Origin of the sequence: Limnobacter sp. (assembly GCF_036846585.1) — a bacterium.
GTDB lineage: Bacteria > Pseudomonadota > Gammaproteobacteria > Burkholderiales > Burkholderiaceae_B > Limnobacter.
Genome location: NZ_DAIUBR010000037.1, coordinates 1 through 18,633, shown reverse-complemented (window position 1 = coordinate 18,633; position 18,633 = coordinate 1). Strand labels below are relative to the sequence as shown.

Annotated in this window: 17 protein-coding genes, 1 tRNA gene and 1 pseudogene; 15 read left to right on the top strand and 4 right to left on the bottom strand. The window is 53.0% G+C overall.

Going from position 1 to position 18,633, the window contains the following annotated elements; all coding sequences use genetic code 11:
- Positions 1 to 21: 21 nt before the first annotated feature.
- From rbfA to dusA, 5 genes are all read left to right on the top strand, one after another.
- Positions 22 to 423, top strand: coding sequence for a 30S ribosome-binding factor RbfA (gene rbfA, locus V7028_RS13570; RefSeq protein ID WP_334120617.1), 402 nt, complete (start codon positions 22 to 24; stop codon positions 421 to 423).
- Complete coding sequence (gene truB / locus V7028_RS13565; protein ID WP_334120616.1) at positions 398 to 1,417, top strand: tRNA pseudouridine(55) synthase TruB; 1,020 nt, start codon at positions 398 to 400, stop codon at positions 1,415 to 1,417. Before rbfA ends, truB begins: the two co-directional genes overlap by 26 nt.
- Entirely contained in the window at positions 1,414 to 3,234 is a 1,821-nt protein-coding gene (gene typA, locus V7028_RS13560; RefSeq protein WP_334120615.1) for a translational GTPase TypA, read from the top strand. Before truB ends, typA begins: the two co-directional genes overlap by 4 nt.
- Before the next feature lie 605 nt (positions 3,235 to 3,839).
- Positions 3,840 to 4,094: a hypothetical protein gene (locus V7028_RS13555; protein WP_334120614.1), complete on the top strand. Its 255-nt coding sequence runs from the start codon at positions 3,840 to 3,842 to the stop codon at positions 4,092 to 4,094.
- Between the two features lie 379 nt (positions 4,095 to 4,473).
- Entirely contained in the window at positions 4,474 to 5,463 is a 990-nt protein-coding gene (gene dusA / locus V7028_RS13550) for a tRNA dihydrouridine(20/20a) synthase DusA (protein WP_334120613.1), read from the top strand.
- A 300-nt stretch (positions 5,464 to 5,763) separates the two neighbouring features.
- Here the strand turns inward: dusA and V7028_RS13545 are convergent, their stop codons facing one another.
- Genes V7028_RS13545 through wrbA form a run of 3 tightly spaced genes read right to left on the bottom strand, consistent with a single transcriptional unit; the run spans position 5,764 to position 8,190 of the window.
- The gene (locus tag V7028_RS13545) at positions 5,764 to 7,194 is read right to left on the bottom strand and encodes an FAD-binding oxidoreductase (RefSeq protein ID WP_334120612.1); all 1,431 of its coding nucleotides are present in this window, start codon (positions 7,192 to 7,194) and stop codon (positions 5,764 to 5,766) included.
- Positions 7,195 to 7,198: 4 nt separating this feature from the next.
- Positions 7,199 to 7,585 carry a DUF2069 domain-containing protein gene (locus V7028_RS13540; protein ID WP_334120611.1) on the bottom strand — a complete coding sequence of 129 codons (387 nt, stop codon included), beginning with the start codon at positions 7,583 to 7,585 and terminating at the stop codon, positions 7,199 to 7,201.
- Complete coding sequence (gene wrbA, locus V7028_RS13535; protein ID WP_334120610.1) at positions 7,585 to 8,190, bottom strand: NAD(P)H:quinone oxidoreductase; 606 nt, start codon at positions 8,188 to 8,190, stop codon at positions 7,585 to 7,587. The genes V7028_RS13540 and wrbA overlap by 1 nt, the downstream gene beginning before the upstream one ends.
- Before the next feature lie 50 nt (positions 8,191 to 8,240).
- Between wrbA and V7028_RS13530 the strand changes: the two genes are divergently transcribed.
- The 9 genes from V7028_RS13530 (at position 8,241) to V7028_RS13490 (ending at position 17,722) form a co-directional block, all read left to right on the top strand.
- Positions 8,241 to 9,575, top strand: a complete 1,335-nt coding sequence (locus tag V7028_RS13530; RefSeq protein WP_334120609.1) for a YihY family inner membrane protein — start codon at positions 8,241 to 8,243, stop codon at positions 9,573 to 9,575.
- 181 nt (positions 9,576 to 9,756) lie between these two features.
- Positions 9,757 to 9,990 carry an RNA chaperone Hfq gene (hfq, locus tag V7028_RS13525; protein ID WP_008248719.1) on the top strand — a complete coding sequence of 78 codons (234 nt, stop codon included), beginning with the start codon at positions 9,757 to 9,759 and terminating at the stop codon, positions 9,988 to 9,990.
- A 37-nt stretch (positions 9,991 to 10,027) separates the two neighbouring features.
- Entirely contained in the window at positions 10,028 to 11,149 is a 1,122-nt protein-coding gene (gene hflX, locus V7028_RS13520; RefSeq protein ID WP_334120608.1) for a GTPase HflX, read from the top strand.
- A 36-nt stretch (positions 11,150 to 11,185) separates the two neighbouring features.
- Positions 11,186 to 12,502, top strand: coding sequence for an FtsH protease activity modulator HflK (hflK, locus tag V7028_RS13515; RefSeq protein WP_334120607.1), 1,317 nt, complete (start codon positions 11,186 to 11,188; stop codon positions 12,500 to 12,502).
- Positions 12,503 to 12,504: 2 nt separating this feature from the next.
- Positions 12,505 to 13,371, top strand: coding sequence for a protease modulator HflC (gene hflC, locus V7028_RS13510; RefSeq protein WP_334120606.1), 867 nt, complete (start codon positions 12,505 to 12,507; stop codon positions 13,369 to 13,371).
- 191 nt (positions 13,372 to 13,562) lie between these two features.
- A complete protein-coding gene (locus V7028_RS13505) occupies positions 13,563 to 14,759 on the top strand; it encodes an ATP phosphoribosyltransferase regulatory subunit (protein WP_334120605.1) in 1,197 nt (398 codons plus the stop codon).
- Between the two features lie 3 nt (positions 14,760 to 14,762).
- Positions 14,763 to 16,064 (top strand): adenylosuccinate synthase, encoded by a 1,302-nt coding sequence (locus V7028_RS13500; protein ID WP_334120604.1) that lies wholly within the window; start codon positions 14,763 to 14,765, stop codon positions 16,062 to 16,064.
- An 18-nt stretch (positions 16,065 to 16,082) separates the two neighbouring features.
- On the top strand, positions 16,083 to 16,556 hold the full coding sequence (locus V7028_RS13495) for a phosphoribosyltransferase (RefSeq protein WP_334120603.1): 474 nt from the start codon (positions 16,083 to 16,085) through the stop codon (positions 16,554 to 16,556).
- Between the two features lie 209 nt (positions 16,557 to 16,765).
- Entirely contained in the window at positions 16,766 to 17,722 is a 957-nt protein-coding gene (locus tag V7028_RS13490; RefSeq protein WP_334120602.1) for a DUF481 domain-containing protein, read from the top strand.
- Between the two features lie 143 nt (positions 17,723 to 17,865).
- Here V7028_RS13490 and V7028_RS13485 read toward each other — a convergent pair.
- Positions 17,866 to 17,952: transfer RNA gene (locus V7028_RS13485), tRNA-Leu, on the bottom strand.
- Between the two features lie 44 nt (positions 17,953 to 17,996).
- Between V7028_RS13485 and V7028_RS13480 the strand changes: the two are divergent.
- Positions 17,997 to 18,633, top strand: a pseudogene (locus V7028_RS13480) (ribonuclease R); the annotation flags it as partial.

Sequence of the window (18,633 nt, the reverse complement as noted above, 5' to 3'; positions counted from 1 at the left end):
GTGGGGTTTGAAAAGGAAAGTATGCGTCACAAGAAAAAAGCACCAGCCAGAGGCATTCGGGTTGCCGAGCAAATCCAGAAAGACCTGGCTGAGCTGATCCCCCGTGAGTTGCGAGACCCACGGCTAGGCTTTGTCACGATCACTGATGTTGAATTGACACCCGACTACGCATATGCGACCGTTTACTTCTCGGTGCTGACAGGTTCGGCAGAAACAACCGAAGAAGCTTTGAACGATTCGTCTGGTTTTTTGCGCAATTTGATCTTCAAGAAACTGCACATCCACACCGTGCCAACCCTGCGATTCAAGCACGATCAGTCAGTTGAGCGCGGCGCCGAAATGGCGCAAATCATCGACCGCGCCTTGAAAGGTGAGGGCGCAGGCGCCACAGGTACAGATGATGGCGATGGTGGTGGCGATTAAAAGGCATAAGCGTTCTTTTTCGGGCGTGTTGTTGTTTGATAAATCAAAAGGTTTTTCATCCAATCAGGCTTTGCAAATCGTGAAACGTCTGTACCGTGCGGAGAAAACCGGCCACACGGGCACGCTTGATCCCTTGGCCAGTGGTTTGTTGCCTCTGATGTTTGGCGAGGCCACCAAGTTTGCAGCCGATTTGATCGATGCCAGCAAAACCTACCGAACCACCATCAGGTTGGGTTATGCCAGCAGCACCGGCGATGCCGAGGGCGAATTGACGCAAGTCAGCACACGCGCCCTTGAAAGCATTACCGATGAAGAAGTGAAACAGGTGTGCGCGCAGTTTGTTGGTGAAATTCAACAGATACCCCCCATGTTTTCTGCATTAAAGAAAGACGGGAAGCCTTTGTACGAGTATGCTCGCGAAGGCATTGAATTGGACAGAGCTGCCCGAACCATCTTGATCCATCAATTGGATGTCATCAAGCTGGAGCACAATGATAGTGATGGTGAACGTAGTTACACCATTGAACTGGACGTAAATTGCAGCAAAGGCACCTACGTGCGCACCTTGGGAGAAGACATCGCCAAGGCCTTGGGCACGGCGGGCTACCTCACTGAACTGCGGAGAACCGCGATTGGTGACTTGAAAGTGGAACGCGCGTACACCCTGGATGCACTCAAAGTGCTCGGTGAATCGGAAAATCCATTTGAGGCTTTGGATGCAGTGCTTTTCCCGGTCGATGCCCTGTTGGGCAGCCTGGGCAAAGTTGAATTGAACAATGAGTTTGCGCGGCGTTTTTCGCACGGGCAACGGTTGCCACTGGAATTGGCGGATGCCAAACCAGGGCGAGTGCGGGTGTACGGAGAAGCCCCCGCGCAGGATGTGAGCAATATGGCCTTCAAAGGCGAGCCCCAGTTTATGGGCACAGGCATTTTAGAAACGGATGGGAAGGGCGCCTTGCTTCGACCCGACAGATTGATTCAGGTAAATCTATGACACGCGCATTACGTAACGTTGCAATTATCGCCCACGTGGACCACGGCAAAACCACGCTGGTTGACCAACTACTTCGCCAGTCTGGCACCTTCCGCGAGAATGAAAAACTCGAAGAACGTGTGATGGACAGCAACGACATTGAAAAAGAACGTGGTATCACGATTCTGGCCAAGAATTGCGCGGTTGAATATGAAGGCACTCACATCAACATCGTTGACACCCCAGGGCACGCTGACTTCGGCGGTGAAGTGGAACGTGTTTTGTCGATGGTTGATTCCGTGCTGTTGCTGGTAGATGCAGTTGAAGGCCCAATGCCCCAGACTCGTTTCGTAACACGCAAGGCGCTGGCCCTGGGTTTGAAGCCTATTGTGGTAGTGAACAAGGTAGACCGCCCCGGTGCGCGCGTTGAATGGGTTATTGATCAAACGTTTGACTTGTTCGACAAGTTGGGTGCAACCGATGAACAGCTGGATTTCCCGATTGTGTATGCGTCTGGCCTGAACGGCTACGCTGGTGAAACACCGGATGTGCGCGAAGGCACCATGCGCCCCTTGTTTGAAGCCATTTTGAAGTACGTGCCCGTGCGTGATGATGACCCGAACGGCCCCTTGCAGTTCCAGATCACATCACTGGACTACAACAGTTACGTGGGCAAGATCGGCATTGGCCGTATCAAGCGCGGCACCGTGCGTGTTGGTCAGCAGGTGAGCTGCATCAATGGCCCGGACGGCACACCGTTCAATGGCCGTATCAACCAGGTGTTGAAATTCCGTGGCCTGGAGCGTGTTCAGGAAGAGGAAGCTCAGGCTGGCGACATCTGCCTGATCAACGGCATTGAAGAAATTGGCATTGGCACCACCATTTGTGCAACTGATGCCGTGGAAGGCCTGGAAATCCCGGCGATTGACGAGCCCACATTGACCATGAACTTCATGGTGAACACATCGCCATTGGCTGGCCGTGAAGGCAAGTTTGTAACCAGCCGCCAGTTGCGTGACCGTTTGCAGCGTGAATTGAAAGCCAACGTGGCCTTGCGCGTGAAAGACACCGACGACGACACCATCTTTGAGGTTTCAGGCCGTGGTGAATTGCACCTGACCATTCTGCTGGAAAATATGCGTCGTGAAGGCTACGAGTTGGCGGTATCTCGCCCACGCGTGGTGTTCAAGGAAATTGACGGCGTGAAGTGCGAGCCTTACGAAATGCTGACCGTGGATGTGGAAGATTCACACCAGGGTGGCGTGATGGAAGAACTGGGCCGCCGCAAAGGTGACTTGCTCGACATGTCGCCCGATGGCAAAGGCCGTGTTCGTCTGGAATACAAAATTCCAGCCCGTGGCCTGATTGGTTTCCAGGGTGATTTCATGACCCTGACACGCGGTACCGGCTTGATCAGCCATGTGTTTGACCAATACGCACCCGTTCGCGAAGGCGGTTCTGCCGAGCGTCACAACGGTGTGCTGATTTCCCAAGACGATGGCGATGCAGTTGCTTACGCTTTGTGGAAACTGCAAGACCGTGGCCGCATGTTCGTGTCGCCCGGTGAAGCACTGTACGAGGGCATGGTGATTGGTATTCACAGCCGCGACAACGACTTGGTTGTGAACCCTATCAAGGGCAAGCAGTTGACCAACGTTCGTTCTTCCGGCACCGACGAAGCCGTTCGCCTGGTGCCTCCAATCCAGATGAACCTGGAATACGCAGTGGAATTCATTGCAGAAGACGAATTGGTGGAAATTACACCGAAAAACATTCGCATTCGCAAGCGTTTCCTGAAGGAACACGAGCGCAAGCGCGCAAGCCGCGACGCAGCGTAAGCTGTTTGACGGGTAGGGGTAGTTTAAGAAAGTGAAAAAGCAGGGCATTTGCCCTGCTTTTTTCTTTGGTGGGTTTATTCATTGGTGAACTTGTTACTCAAAGTTGATGCCAAGTAAATTTACCAGGGTGATATTCAATGGCAACAAGACCAAGTTACATGCCCCTTGTGCAAGCCCGCTGAATTAAGTCAAATCATTCCGAGTCCATACCCTCAGAACGCTCATTGGTACGACGACAAATATGTTCTTCGCGATGCGAATGGTGAACCGCTCGCCAACACCGATTTTGCAGTGAAGTATCCAGATGGCAGAACCGAGTTCTCGCGCACCAACGACAGGGGTGAAACAGACCTGTGTGTTACCAAAGAGCAGGCACAGGAACTTACCTTTTATATTGCTGATTAACGCCATGTCAGAACAGACCATTCAATCTTCCCGTGGCCGCCAGTACCATAAAATTGGCACGAAAGTCACAACGGTTCACGCCGACAAATCGGTTAAAAATTTGCACACCAATTGCATTTGGTAGGGCGGCTGATTCGCAACAATATAGGGACGGGAATCAATCGTTTCGCGATTATGTATCACTTACCTTGCGAATCAACGTGGATGAGAAAGCCCGCTTAAAGCTTGAAATCAATAAGAAGATGCATGAACAGCAACCATACGATTTGCGCACCAACAGCTGCTCCACCACGGTGGCTGAATTGTTGGAATCGATCGGTGTTTTGGCGCACGACCCGCGTTTTCAGTTTGTTCCCGCGTCCACTGATTTTGTTTCGCCAAAAGAGGTGCTCATCATGGTTTCTCGCTCTCGTCGGCTGGTGAAGCGAACCGAATACAAGGCTTTAAATCAATGAGGATTTTTTATCGCCTTTGTATTTTATTGTTTTTGGGCTTGCTGTCCGCCTGTTCCCCGGTGGAACCCGTTTACCAAGGCGAGTTTGACTGGAAGCGTTGGAATATTAAGAAACATGTGGATTGCGAATATCCGGATTGTTTCGTTTATACGCGAATCTTACCGCTTGAAAAAAGTTTTCGGCTTGAAGCTGGGGACGAGTGTTACTTTTTGAATAGTAATCAGTGGCTTCTCAAAGACCCAAAAGACCCTGCTATTTGGTTGTGCCCTGTGTTTTGTGTGGGCAAGGGCGGTGGTTGGGGGTATTTTCCTGCCTCGTAAGTATGTGTCTTGGGCTGGGTTACAATAAGCGCTGTTTAAAAGCACCCGCTTCACTCAACATGGTTTCTCAAGTACTGCCCCCCAGAACTCTTTCTGTTGCCCCAATGATCGACTGGACCGACCGGCATTGCCGCCGGTTTCACCGTGCGATCAGCCAGCACACCTGGCTTTACACCGAGATGATTACCACCGGTGCGCTGGTGTTTGGCGACAGGAAACGTTTTCTGGCTTTCAATGACGAAGAGCACCCGCTTGCTTTTCAAATTGGCGGCAGCGACCCGGAACATCTTGCGGCCTGTGCAAAATGGATTGAAGCCGCCGGCTACGATGAATTGAACCTGAATGTGGGTTGCCCTTCGGAACGCGTACAAAAAGGCGCGTTTGGTGCCTGCCTGATGGCCGAGCCTGATCTGGTTGCCGACTGCGTGAAAGCCATGCGGGATGCTTGCTCAATCGATGTGACTGTCAAGCACCGAATTGGGCTTGATTACGATGAAAGCGAAGCCATGCTGTATGAATTTGTCGGCAAGGTTAGCGAAGCAGGCTGCCAAACCTTTATTGTGCATGCCCGCAATGCAGTGTTGAAGGGGCTGTCACCGAAAGAAAACCGCGACATTCCTCCTCTGCGTTATGAGGTGGTGAAGCGTTTGAAGCAACACTTCCCGCATCTTCAATTCATCTTGAATGGTGGCATTAAAACCATTGAAGAAATTCAAAGTCATTTGCAGTGGGCCGATGGTTGCATGCTTGGTCGCGAAGCCTATTCAAACCCTTGGTTGCTAACCGGTTTTGATGAAATAATTGGCACGCCTGCACCTGTCAAGACCCGATTTGAAATCATCGATGAATTGCGTGCTTATGCTGATCAGGAGTTGGCCAAAGGCGAATCGATTCGCAACATCACCAAATCCTGGTTGGGCTTGTTTCACGGGCAGCCTGGTGGGCGGCTTTACCGGCAAGTGCTGTCCGATTCAACCTTGTTGAAAGCCAACAGTTGGCAGGTGGTTGAAGACGCGTTGGCGAAGATGGCAAAACACGCGATGGTTTAGAAAGTGCGAGTTCGGTGATTTGTCCGTTTTTATTCAACCTCCCACTCGGCGCGAATCCCAATCACTCGCCTGAAAACCTGTACTTCCCTTTTTGAAGTTCACACTGACTCACCAAGCCTGGCAAAACAGACGGCCAAACCTTGTTGTCGGCTTGAAGCCGAACGTGGCGTGTGAATTCAAACGGGCAGGTTTTCTTGAAGGCGAAGCGATTGGAACATCGCTGCCGATTGGGCTAGAACCCCGCCGAGTTGGTTTTACGAAAAGCGCACCCTCTCCGAGTTACCAAAAAGATTCGACCTTTCAAATCAACACCAACTTGCCCGGATTGAACAGGTTTTTGGGATCCATCGCCCGTTTAATCGAAACAAAAGCGGCGTAATTGCTGGGGCTGGTAATCTCTCGAAGCAATTCCGCTTTCAACTGCCCAATGCCGTGTTCAGCCGACACAGTACCACCGCACTGCAAAATTGTTTCATGCACAAGATTGTTCAACACGCCTTGGTGTTGATTCAAAAACGCAGCAGAATCAATTCCCTTGGGAGCAGACAAATTGAAATGCAAATTGCCGTCGCCCAAATGGCCAAACAACACAGGCCGAACATCAACGCCATGTTCTGCAATCTCATTCAAGGCCATGTCGTGAAACATTGGCAGTTGCGACACCGCACAGGCCACATCGTGTTTCACATTCAAGCCTTCTTTGGCCTGTGCTTCGGAAATGTTTTCCCGCAAGGCCCAGAATGTTTCAATTTCCCGTCCGTTTTGCGCAATTGCAATGTTGCGAACACTCGCTTGTTCTTCCAGCAAGGCTTCCAGTGTGGTGTTCACGCGGTCAAGCAGTGCGCCTTCTGTGTCCAGCGATGTGAATTCGGCCAGCACATGGTCACCGGCGCCCGGGCAGGCCGGTGCCCTGGCCGGGAAATGGGTTTGAACCACGTCGATCGCGTTGGTATTCATCCATTCATAGCTGCTTAGTTCGCCAAACAGATGGCCTTGAATAAAGCCCAGTGCGTCCACCGCAGCCTGAATGTTGTCGACGTTCAGCCAGGCCACACAACGACTTTTGGGGGCAGGGTACACCTTCATGCAGGCGGTGGTCACAATGCCCAGCGTGCCTTCCGATCCAATCAGCAAGTGCCGTAAATCGTAACCGGTGTTGTTCTTGCGCAAGCCCCGCAAATCCCCGCACAGCTCGCCTTGGGCATTCACAAATTCCAGCCCCAGGCACAATTCGCGGGTATTGCCGTAGCGCAGCACAGCGACACCGCCGGCGTTGCTGGCCAAATTGCCACCCAATGTACACGTGCCTTCGGAGGCGAGGCTCAAAGGGAAAAGGAAACCATGCGCACTTGCGTATTCCTGTATTTCATACAGGGTGTAACCCACGCTGGCGGTCAGGGTCAGATTGCTTTCATCCAGCTTCAAAGCATCGCGAATTCGGCCGGTTTTAAGCACCACATGCGGGCGGCTTGATGCGTCACCCTCAGCGGCCGGCACGGCACCGCCCACCAAGCCTGTGTTGCCCCCTTGGGTAGAAATGGCCACATCGAACTGGTCGCACACCTTCACAATGCCCTGAACCTGTGCTGCATTCAGGGGTTCAAGCAGTGCAAGTGCAGTGGTTTGGTAGCGTTTTCGCCAATCGGTGCACGCGTGCGCAATATCTACCGGGTCGGTCTTGAGGATCAAGCCCGGCACCCTTTTGCGCAACTGGTCAAGAAATTCGTTCATGCCCTTAGGCTACCTTGGTTTTTGGCACTTTGTAAGTACGCGCAAACACGCTGACGCTGGCAAACAGTGCAACGGTCAGAAACACTTCCAACCCGGCCATCAGCTGTGAAGCAAGGGCGGGGTCGGAACTGGCGCGCGTGGCGCCTTCTGCAAAGTAAAGCCACACCAGAAGTGAAGTGGCTTGGTAGGTGCGTACACGTTGTTTGAAGATGCCGGGCACAATCAGCAGCAACGGCAGCACTTTCAACACAAGCCAGCTGCCGCCTGGGCGAATGGGTGCAATAAACAGCTCCCAGGCTACACAAAGGGCGATCAAGGCCAGCAGGCTGGCAACGGTTGCCCAGTAGGCCTTGTTGCGGGTGGATTGAATGTCAGGGGTGCTACTACGCATCAATGTTTGCTCATGTGTTGAAGGGCCAGTGTGGCTTTTGCCAAACGCACGCCTTGTGCCCTGGCCAGTGCTTTTTCATGCTCGGAAAGCGGGTTGTGGCCTTTTGTGCCGGCCCAATGGGTCACCCCGTAGGGCGTGCCGCCTGTGGTGGTGTCATGCAGGGCTTGTTCGGAATAGGGAATGCCCAGCCACAACATGCCATGGTGAATCAGGGGCAAGGCCATGGTGGTCAATGTGGTTTCCTGCCCGCCATGCAAACTGCTGGTGCTGGTGAATACGCAAAAGGGTTTGTTGATCAGGTCGCCTGCAAGCCAGTTTGCCACTGTGCCATCGATAAAATATTTCATGGCAGCAGCCATGTTACCAAACCGGGTCGGGGAACCAATCGCCAGGCCGGCACATTCTTTCAGGTCTACCGGTTCTGCATAAGGCGGGCCGTCTGCGGGAATGTCTGATTCCGTGGCCTCGGTGTTGGCAGACACGGCGGGTACGGTACGCAGCCGGGCTGAAACGCCCTTGACTGAATCGATGCCCAAAGCAATTTCACGTGCCAATTGTGCGGTGGTGCCGTGGCGGGTGTAATACAGGACCAATACTTCAAGCATGCTTAGGGGTTATCATGGGGGCTGTTGGAACCCCTATTGTATCGAAGCGCATGAGTTCAGCCGCACCTTCTGAAACAACTGACACCAAGAGTTTCGAAACCCGCCGCGCGCGATTCATGCGTGGTGCCCGGCAAGCCTTCAAAGTGGAAGATGTTGAACTGTCGCCGCTGAATGTGCGTTGGTGGATAGCCTTTACACGCCTGGTGGGGCAGCGAATCAGCGAACAGCGCCTGCCGCAGGTTGCTTCCAGCCTGACCTTCACCACGGTGCTGTCGCTGGTGCCCCTGGCCACAGTGGCACTGGCAATTTTTACCGCCTTTCCCATGTTTGACCGCATGCAAATGTCCCTTCAGGGGTATTTGATTGAAAGCTTCTTTCCGGAAACCCTGTCGGAAACCATCCTGACCTACGTCACCCAGTTTTCCGACAAGGCCAAGGGCTTGACCGCCATCGGTATTGTGTTTCTCGTCATTACGGCATTGACGACCATGTTCACGGTGGACCGCGTGTTCAATCAAATCTGGAACGTCAAGCGACAACGTTCCATCATGAATAAAGTGGTGCTTTATTGGGCCGTGTTGTCTTTGGCGCCGGTGTTGGTTGGCCTTAGCATCAGCGTGTCTACTGCCCTGATTGGCAACACCATGGCGGGTGTGAACCCTGTGCTGGGTGGCATGTTCCCAGTCTTGAACCTGATCCCGCTGTTGCTGACGGTTCTCGCTTTCGCTTTTATTTACCGAATTGTGCCCAACCGTGCCGTACACTGGAAAGATGCCTTGGTGGGCGGTTTGTTGGCCGCGGTTTTGTTTGAAATATCCAAGCGCGCCTTTACTGCCTACATTACACACTTTCCCAGTTATACGGCCTTGTATGGCGCGCTGGCAGCATTCCCCATCTTTTTGCTATGGATCTATGTCAGCTGGATCATTGTGTTGCTGGGCGCAAGCACCGTGGCGGCTTTGCCGGTGGCGCGGACAGGTTACTGGAACCAGTCCCACCGGCCCGGTGAGCGCTGGTTGCAGGGTTTGAGCGTGTTGGTTGAGCTGGAAAAATCGCGGCAACAGGAAAAGCCTGGCATGACCATGGAAGAACTGCGTGTTTTTGCCAAGGTTCCACCCGATCAACTCGACGAAATACTGAGCCAGTTGATCGATCACGGCGTCATCGGCCTGTTGGCGATTGTTCGGGGCGATGACCGCTTTGCCTTGATCTGTGACCCGGCCCACATCAGTGCTGAAGTGGTTGCAAAAGCACTGTGGTATGACCCGGGTTTGACCACCGAATGGGCGAACCGGTTGCCGCAGTCTGCGCAGAAGTTGAAGGCCTTTCAGGCCGAGTTCATTGAGAATCCCCGTCTTTCCGACTGGCTGGAGACCCCCGATTGAGTGATGGGGTTGTCAACCGAATCGATTCTTCTCCGTTTGATTTGAACTTTTTGTGAAAAAAGAGTGTCCATATCAACAAAAGAGGGGCTTCTGTTTGGCACCCATAAGCGCTTTCTGTAAACTAAGCGTGACGAGCCAAAAGCTCTGACATTTAATAATATCAACACAGTCTGGAGCTGTTATGAGTAACAAAGGGCAACTTCTACAAGACCCCTTCCTCAATTTGCTGCGCAAAGAGCATGTACCCGTGTCCATTTATCTGGTCAACGGCATCAAGCTTCAGGGCCAAATCGAGTCTTTTGACCAATACGTGGTTCTGCTGCGTAACACAGTGACCCAAATGGTTTACAAGCACGCAATTTCTACTGTGGTGCCCGGCCGTTCCGTTACATTCACCCCAGAGGTGAAGGAGTAATCCCCATCTTCACTTTCCAAACGATCCGTGGTTTGAAATGACTCGTAGTACCCTGGTTGCACTCGACCTTGGCCAACACGAGTTTCACGAAAGTGTCGATGAACTCGCTCTATTGGCCACCTCTGCCGGTGCAGAGGTGATCGGCGTTTTTGTATCCAAACGACGCGCTCCCGAGTCCGCAACTTTCATTGGTTCAGGTAAGGTGCAGGAAATTCTTGCCCATTGCGAGGCCGAGGAGGTCGAACTCGTCATTTTCAATCACAGCTTAAGCCCTGCCCAACAACGAAACCTCGAGAATGCGCTTGGCCGCAGGGTCATCGACCGAACCGGCCTGATTCTTGACATCTTTGCCATTCGTGCGCGAAGTTTCGAGGGCAAGTTGCAAGTGGAATTGGCCCAGTTGCAGTACATGGCCTCGCGCCTAGTGCGTGGCAATGCAAATTTGTACGGTCAGCAGGGCGGTATCGGTATGCGTGGCCCTGGTGAAACCCAGTTGGAAACCGACCGCCGATTGATAGGCGTGAAGGTCAAGCAACTGAAAACACGCCTGGAAAAACTGCAGAAACAACGGCAAACCCAGCGCAGGCAGCGTGAGCGGCGCGGGCAATTCACCGTGGCCATAGTGGGTTACACCAACGCAGGCAAAAGCACGCTGTTCAATGCAATTGCAAGCGACAAGGCCTATGCTGCCGATCAGCTGTTTGCCACGCTGGACACCACCACGCGCCGCGTGTGGCTTGCACCCAAAGTAGACATGGCACTGTCCGACACGGTCGGGTTTATTCGCGACCTGTCTCATTCCCTGGTTGATGCCTTCAAGGCCACCCTGGAAAGTGCAGTGCATGCCGATGTGTTGTTGCATGTGGTGGACGCCAGTTCACCCGTGCGCCACAGTCAGATCGACGAAGTGAACAAGGTGTTGTTCGAGATTGAGGCAGGTGATGTTCCCCAAGTGATTATCTGGAACAAAATAGACGCCTGTGAGCGTTCGCCAGAGGTCGAACGTGACGGGAATGGTAAGATTTTGTCCGTGGCGGTAAGTGCGCGCTATGGTTTGGGTGTCGCCGAGTTGCGGGAATGTTTGGCCGAACTGGCGGTTAACTTCTACGCTCAAAGCCGTGGCGCGGATGCCCAGTCAACTGAACTGCAGTGGGCTTGAACGTCAACAACTAATTTTTCAGCAGCAGGAACAAGCATGTCAATGAATGATCCGGATTGGGGAAGAAATTCATCGGGTAATCAGAACAACGATGAACAACAAAAACCCCAAGATCAAGACAACAATCGCAGACCCGGTGGTCGCCAGGATGGCCCGCCAGATCTGGATGAACTCTGGCGCGACTTCAACAGCAGGCTGAATCGCCTGTTTGGCAAGAAGGGTGGCAACGGCGGTGGTCCACGTGGCCCGGTGGGCGGTGGCGGCAACGGTGGCCCCAGCATGGAGAATGCCGGCAAGGGCTTTACCGCAGTGATCGTCATTGCCGTGCTTGTTTGGCTGGCCAGTGGTTTTTATATTGTTCAGGAAGGCCGCGAGGGTGTTGTTTTGCAGTTTGGCAAATACCACCACACCTCCATGCCCGGTTTTCAGTGGCGTATGCCCTATCCAATTCAGTCGCACGAAGTGGTGAATTCATCCCAGGTGCGCATTGTCGAGGTGGGTTATCGCAACGACGTGAAAAGCAAGGTGCTTCGTGAAGCACTGATGTTGACTGAAGATGAAAACATTATCGATATTCAGTTTGCCGTTCAATACCGCCTGAAAGATGCAGGTGACTATCTGTTCAACATGGTTGATCCGGACGAGTCGGTGAAAATGGCGGCTGAAACCGCCATTCGCGAGGTGGTTGGTCGCAGTAAAATGGATTTTGTACTGTACGAAGGGCGCGAACAAATTGCCTTGAACACCGCAGAAGTGATGCAGGAAATTCTGGACAAGTATGGTGCTGGTGTGTTGGTTTCCAGTGTGACTGTTCAGGGAGTTCAGCCGCCCGAGCAAGTTCAGGCAGCATTTGACGATGCCGTGAAAGCTGGCCAGGATCGTGAACGTTTGAAAAACGATGGGCAGGCTTATGCCAATGACGTGATTCCGCGTGCCCGTGGTAATGCAGCTCGCTTGATCGAGGAAGCAAATGGTTACCGTGAGCGTGTTGTTGCACAGTCTGAAGGTGACTCTTCCCGTTTCAAGGCCATTTTGACCGAGTACGAGAAGGCACCAAGAGTTACCAAAGACCGTTTGTATCTGGATGCCATGCAGGAAATCTATTCCAACGTGTCCAAGGTCATTGTAGACACCAAGAACAATAGCCAGTTGCTTTATTTGCCGCTGGACAAGCTGATCGAGAAAAGTAGCCCGTCATCCAGCCAGGAAGGCAGCGGTTCAGCCACTGGCAGCGCTCCATCGCCCACCAACAAGTCGAGTGAGGCCGCGCCGGCAACGCCGCGCGCCGGCAATGATGGTTTTGACACAAGTATTCGCGACGCCATGCGCAACCGTGACCGGGGAGCCCGTTAATCATGCCCAAGATTTTTGTAGTTATCGCGGCAGCCTTGATTGGTTTTTTTGTAGCCAATACCTGCCTGTATGTCGTGGATCAGCGTCAATACGCCATCGTGTTTGCCTTGGGGCAGGTTGAAGAGGTTCGCCAGGAACCTGGCTTGTATTTCAAGTTGCCAGCGCCATTTCAGAATGTCATTTTTCTGGACAAGCGCATTCAAACCATTGATACACCTGAGCCGGAGCGTTTTATTACATCCGAGAAGAAAAACCTGTTGATCGATTCGTACATCAAGTGGCGTATCGTCGATCCTCGCCTGTATTTCGTTCGTTTGAGCGGCGATTCCCGTTTGGCCCAAAGCCGCATGTCACAAGTGGTGAAATCGGCATTGAACGAAGAAATTACCAAGCGCACAGTGCCACAAATGGTGTCTGGCGAACGCACCACGGTGATGAACACTGTGGTGGAGAAAGTGAAAGATGAGGCCATCGAAATCGGTGTCGAAATCCTGGATGTTCGCTTGAAACGTGTGGATTTGTTGCCCGAGGTCAGTGAATCCGTGTTTCGCCGCATGGAAGCGGAGCGCAAGCGCGTCGCGAACGATCTTCGTGCAACCGGTGCTGCTGAATCCGAGCAAATCCGCGCCGATGCTGATCGTCAGCGCGAAGTGATCCTTGCGGAAGCATACAGGGAAGCACAAACTGTCAAAGGGGAGGGTGATGCAAAGGCTGCTTCGATTTATAATGCCGCTTTTGGTCGCAATCCCGAGTTCTATTCCTTTTACCGCAGCCTGGACGCCTACAAAAAGTCTTTGACGTCCAAGTCTGATGTGATGGTGGTTGATCCGCAGTCCGATTTCTTCAAGTTCTTGCAAAAATCGCAGTAACTTGGGGCTTGTCGCGCGTGCGCAGGCATACCGCCATCGCTTGAAAAGGTCTGGCTCAGGGAATACTGGAAATGAGCGAGACCTTCCGGCAGGCCTTGGCCCCCGTGTTAAATCTCGGGGGCTTTACGCCTTTTCCTGTTGGCATCACGCTTGTTTTGTTTTGAAATACTCGTTTTAGAGTTGGAATAGTCATGTCTGCTTGGCTTCTGCCAGAGTCCGTCGCCGATGTATTGCCTTCCGAGGCCCGGCGAATCGAAGAATTGCGAAGGTCCTTGCTGGACCGCTTCCGCGTGTATGGCTATGAACTGGTCATGCCTCCTATGCTGGAATACACCGAGTCCCTGCTTGGCAATGCCGATGCCTCTTTGAACCTGCAAACTTTCAAGCTGCTGGATCAGGCCAGCGGGCGCATGCTGGGCTTGCGTGCCGACACCACCCCGCAGGTGGCCCGCATTGATGCCCACATTTTGAACCGAAAAGGCGTAACGCGTTTGTGCTACTGCGGCCCGGTGCTGCACACACAGGCGTTGGGTTTGCACACCACGCGTGAACCGCTGCAATGCGGCGCGGAATTGTATGGTTGTGGCGGTATTGAAGCAGATCTTGAAATTTTGAATTTGGCCGTGGACACGTTGAATTTGTCTGGCTTGAAGGGGTATTGCCTTGCCTTGTCCCATGCGGGTCTGTTGGCCGCAGTGGTCGACGGCGAGGGTTTGTCCGATGCGCTGATTCGCAGTTTGCACGATTGCCTGGCCCAGAAAGACAGACCTGCCCTTGAGGGTTTGCTTGCCGGTGTGTCTGCAAGCTGCCGCAGCAATGTGTTGGCCTTGCCGGGTTTGTACGGTGCGGTGGGTGGATCCAACTGCGTGCTGAATCGCGCGGCCGAACAGCTGCCCCGCAACCCCAAAGTGGCTGCTGTGCTGAACGAATTGCGTACCTTGATTGCCCGTTTGCAGGAAACCGTGTCTGCCATGCCGGCATTGATTCTGGATTTGGCTGATCTGGCCAGTTTCGATTACCACAGTGGTTTGATTTTTTCGGCTTATGTGGACGGTTGCCCCAACGCGATTTTGCGCGGTGGCCGCTACGACGATGTGGGGGCCGTGTACGGCCGGGCGCGCCCTGCGACTGGCTTTTCAGTGGATCTGCGCGAACTGGTTTCCCTGCAGGCGGTGCAGTCCAGGCCCAAAGCGGCCATTCGTGCGCCCTGGGTTTACGACACAGGTTTGATGACGGTCATTCGCGAACTGCGAAGCCAGGGCGAGGTTGTGTTGCAGTCATTGCCCCACACCGCGCAAGAGGAAGAAGAATTTGTATGTGATCGGCAGCTTGTACAGGCCAACGCCGTGTGGAAAGTGGTGCCGATTGGCATGAATCAGGAGAAATAAGCAATGAGTTTTCGAAATGTGGTTGTAATTGGCACCCAGTGGGGCGACGAGGGCAAGGGCAAGGTGGTTGACTGGTTGACCGACCATGCACAGGGTGTTGTTCGCTTCCAGGGCGGTCACAATGCGGGTCACACCTTGGTGATCGGTGGCAAGAAAACAATTTTGCGTTTGATTCCGTCCGGCATTTTGCGTCCGGAAGTTCAGGTGTACATCGGCAACGGTGTAGTGCTGTCACCGGAAGCCTTGTTGAGTGAAATTGACGAGTTGCAGGCAGGTGGCATTTCCGTTGAGAGCCGCCTGAAAATCAGTGAAACCTGCCCATTGATTCTTGACCACCACGTGGCCCTGGACAAAGCACGCGAGGCCAAGCGTGGTGATGCAAAAATTGGTACCACAGGTCGTGGCATTGGCCCTGCCTATGAAGACAAGGCCGCCCGCCGCGCTTTGCGCGTTCAAGACCTGTTTAATCCCGAGAAATTCCGCGCCAAGCTGGAAGAGGTTTTGCATTATCACAATTTTGTGCTGACCCAGTACCTTGGGGCAGAGCCCGTGGATCCACAGGTGGTGTTTGACAAAGCCATGGCGCTGGCACCCCGCATCAAGAACATGGTGGCAGATGTACCAACCCTGCTGCAAAAGGCCAATGACGAAGGCAAAAACCTGTTGTTTGAAGGTGCACAAGGCGCGTTGCTGGACATCGATCACGGCACCTTCCCGTTTGTGACCAGTTCGAACTGTGTCGCCGGTGCGGCTTCGTCTGGTGCAGGCGTTGGTCCACAGCGTTTGCAGTATGTATTGGGCATTACCAAGGCCTACGCCACGCGCGTGGGTTCTGGCCCCTTCCCCACGGAACTGTTTTGTGACAAGGGCATGTACCTGGCCAAAAAGGGCAATGAATTTGGTTCAGTCACTGGTCGTCCACGCCGTTGTGGCTGGTTTGACGCGGCTGCCTTGCGCCGTACCATCCAGTTGAACGGTGTTTCCGGCTTGTGCATCACCAAACTTGATGTGCTCGACGGCATGGATAGTATTCAAATGTGTGTGGGTTACGAACTGGCCGACGGCACAAAAACCGACATCCTGCCGTTTGGCAGCGACAAGGTTGAAGGTTGCAAGCCAATTTTCGAAACGTTCCCCGGCTGGAAAGGCACCACTTTTGGCGTGAAGCAATTCAATGATCTGCCTGAGGAAGCCAAAATCTATCTCAAGCGCATGGAGGCCGTGTGTGGCGTGCCCGTGGACATGATTTCAACCGGCCCTGACCGTGACGAGACCATCGTGCTGCGTCACCCCTACAAAGCCTGATACGGACGCGCTTGCCGCATGGAAAAGCTGCATGTTGATTACGCGCAGTACCACCATCTGATTGATCAGGTGGTGCGTGCGGTTGAAAATTCCGGTTTTCAACCAGACGTTGTTCTGGGTGTTTCCCGTGGCGGCCTTTTTCTGGCCGATGGCTTGTCAAGGTCGTTGCAAAAGCCCATGGCTGTTATTGCTGCGTCTTCCTATCGCGGTGGTGCAGGAACCGAGCAGGGTGAGCTTCAGGTGTCTGCCTCCATTGCCACAGTGGTGCCTGTTACCGGCAAGGTGTTGTTGGCGGATGACCTGGCCGATTCAGGTCACACCTTGCAGGCTTTGTGCGCGCACTTGAAGCACATGTGCCCCCATATTCAGGAATTGAAAACAGCTGTGGTGTGGGTCAAGCCGTCTTCAATTTTCAAGCCCGATTATGCGGCGCGATATCTCGAATCGGATGTCTGGATTGTGCAGCCATTTGAAACCCGCGATTTTCAGTAATTATTCTTCATCTTCTTCGTTCAAAATGCAGTCATTTTTGGCCTAAAAATGGTTAAAAATTGATGTGCTATCCTAGGGGTCCTTTTAATTGTCAAGGAGATCCTGGGACAATGCCAGTCTTACAAGTAGTAACCAAAAAAAATCCCCCCTCCCGAATCAAGTTTTCATCGCTTTGCGCGCTCATTTTCTCCTTGTGCAGTACCCAGGCCATGGCGGCCAGTGTTGTACTGGACAACGGCGATCACATTACCGGTGAAGTGATCAAGTTGGGCGACGATATTCTGACATTCAAGTCACCTTTGTTTGGCGAAGTGGAGGTGCCTTGGAAGCGGGTCACCGAATTGACCTCTGACGATGGAGTGACCGTGCAGCTTAAAGATGGCACCAAGGTGAGGGGCAGGGTGGCCTTGAATGCCCAGGGTGATCTAATCATCGATCAGGGTGATTTGGGGCGCTCCACACCCCTTAAAAAGGCCGATGTGGTCATGCTGAACCCCCCGGTGATCGACAATTCGGTGAAATACAGTGGCAGGGCCAATTTGGGCGGCGTGTTCAACCGGGGAAATTCGGAAGACGATGCGCTTAATTTTGACGCCAAATTCGTTGCCCGGACCCCTCAGAACAGATACACCGTGGCCACGGAAGTAAACGAGGCTGAATCAGCGGGTGTAACAACGACATCGAACCGATACCTGATGACCCAATACGATGCATTTTTGAGCGAGAAAGATTACCTGTTTGTGAACGCCAAAGGCGAACAGGACAAGCTGGCAGACTTGAATTTGCGGACCTCGCTGGGTGCTGGTTATGGTTACCAGTTTTTTGAGACCGAGCGGGCCAAATTGTCGACTGAATATGGTTTGGCGTACATCAATGAAGATTACATTGTGGCGCCCGATGAGTCGTTTCCTTCCTTAAGTCTTGGGCTGGATTACGAGCGCAAATTCTGGAATAAGCGACTGGTGTTTTTCAACAACAATGATTTGTCCGTCAGCCTTGAAAACACAGCCGATGCCTTGTTCAAAACCAAGGTGGGCTTGCGTGCACCGATTGTAGAAAATGTGAACGTGTCCACGCAAGTGAATGTGGATTACGACAACATGCCGCCACCCGGTGTGCAGAAGACTGATACCAGTTTGATTTTTAGCGTGGGTTACGGATTCTGAGGGGGGGAAGGTGGATTTGTGTTGCTGCTGTCAGCGGCAATGCAAATTCACAAAGCGCTTCAGAATTTCAGAAAGTATGTGAAGAAAGTGCTGTACACTTCGTTCAAACGCATAGGAACAGGCGCATGAGAAAAAAGAAGTGCTGGTGCCCAGGAGAGGACTCGAACCTCCACAGTGTTACCACCACTAGGACCTGAACCTAGCGCGTCTACCAATTCCGCCACCTGGGCACAGGTGCGAGCGGTGAATTCTAATGAAATTAATAAATTTGTCAATGCATAAAACAGAAATAAAAATCCCAAGTCGTGAAGACATCCTGGCTGTACTGCGCCAAGCGCAAGCCCCCTTAACCCGCGAACAGGTTTACGAGCACCTTAAACTCTCTGAAAATCAACTTCCAATTATTGAAAAACGACTGAACGCGATGGAGCGTGACGGTCAATTGATGCCCAACCGTAAAGGCATGTTGCTGCTTTCCACCAAACTTGATTTCGTGGCAGGCAAGGTGGCTGGTCACCGTGACGGTTTTGGCTTTCTGGTGCGCGACGACCGTGGCCCCGATGCCTTCCTTTCCCCGCGTGAAATGCAAAAAGTGTTGCACGGCGACCGCGTGCTGGTGCGAATTACCGGCACTGACCACCGAGGCAAGCCCGAGGGCACTATTGTCGAAGTGACCGAGCGCAAAACCAACCGGTTGGTTGGCAGGCTGGTTTCCGAGCGCGGCATTTTGTTGGTGATCCCTGAAGACCAGCGCATCAAGCACGACATTCTGGTGTCGCCCAAAGACGTAGGTCATGCGACCCCTGGCCAGGTGGTCACCGTTGAAATTGTGGAGCAACCCACCCGCCATTCCCAGCCCATCGGCAGGGTGGCTGAAGTGCTCGGCGAGCTGGATGACCCTGGCATGGAGA

Excerpts from the sequence above, each read along its gene's own strand:
- wrbA (WP_334120610.1), bottom strand. The coding sequence starts at position 8,190 with ATGCTTGAAGTATTGGTCCTGTATTACACCCGCCACGGCACCACCGCA.
- truB (WP_334120616.1), top strand. The coding sequence starts at position 398 with ATGATGGCGATGGTGGTGGCGATTAAAAGGCATAAGCGTTCTTTTTCG.
- dusA (WP_334120613.1), top strand. The coding sequence starts at position 4,474 with ATGGTTTCTCAAGTACTGCCCCCCAGAACTCTTTCTGTTGCCCCAATG.
- V7028_RS13505 (WP_334120605.1), top strand. The coding sequence starts at position 13,563 with ATGTCTGCTTGGCTTCTGCCAGAGTCCGTCGCCGATGTATTGCCTTCC.
- typA (WP_334120615.1), top strand. The coding sequence starts at position 1,414 with ATGACACGCGCATTACGTAACGTTGCAATTATCGCCCACGTGGACCAC.
- V7028_RS13530 (WP_334120609.1), top strand. The coding sequence starts at position 8,241 with ATGAGTTCAGCCGCACCTTCTGAAACAACTGACACCAAGAGTTTCGAA.
- hflX (WP_334120608.1), top strand. The coding sequence starts at position 10,028 with ATGACTCGTAGTACCCTGGTTGCACTCGACCTTGGCCAACACGAGTTT.
- hflK (WP_334120607.1), top strand. The coding sequence starts at position 11,186 with ATGTCAATGAATGATCCGGATTGGGGAAGAAATTCATCGGGTAATCAG.
- V7028_RS13500 (WP_334120604.1), top strand. The coding sequence starts at position 14,763 with ATGAGTTTTCGAAATGTGGTTGTAATTGGCACCCAGTGGGGCGACGAG.
- V7028_RS13540 (WP_334120611.1), bottom strand. The coding sequence starts at position 7,585 with ATGCGTAGTAGCACCCCTGACATTCAATCCACCCGCAACAAGGCCTAC.
- V7028_RS13545 (WP_334120612.1), bottom strand. The coding sequence starts at position 7,194 with ATGAACGAATTTCTTGACCAGTTGCGCAAAAGGGTGCCGGGCTTGATC.
- V7028_RS13495 (WP_334120603.1), top strand. The coding sequence starts at position 16,083 with ATGGAAAAGCTGCATGTTGATTACGCGCAGTACCACCATCTGATTGAT.
- hflC (WP_334120606.1), top strand. The coding sequence starts at position 12,505 with ATGCCCAAGATTTTTGTAGTTATCGCGGCAGCCTTGATTGGTTTTTTT.
- V7028_RS13490 (WP_334120602.1), top strand. The coding sequence starts at position 16,766 with ATGGCGGCCAGTGTTGTACTGGACAACGGCGATCACATTACCGGTGAA.
- hfq (WP_008248719.1), top strand. The coding sequence starts at position 9,757 with ATGAGTAACAAAGGGCAACTTCTACAAGACCCCTTCCTCAATTTGCTG.
- rbfA (WP_334120617.1), top strand. The coding sequence starts at position 22 with ATGCGTCACAAGAAAAAAGCACCAGCCAGAGGCATTCGGGTTGCCGAG.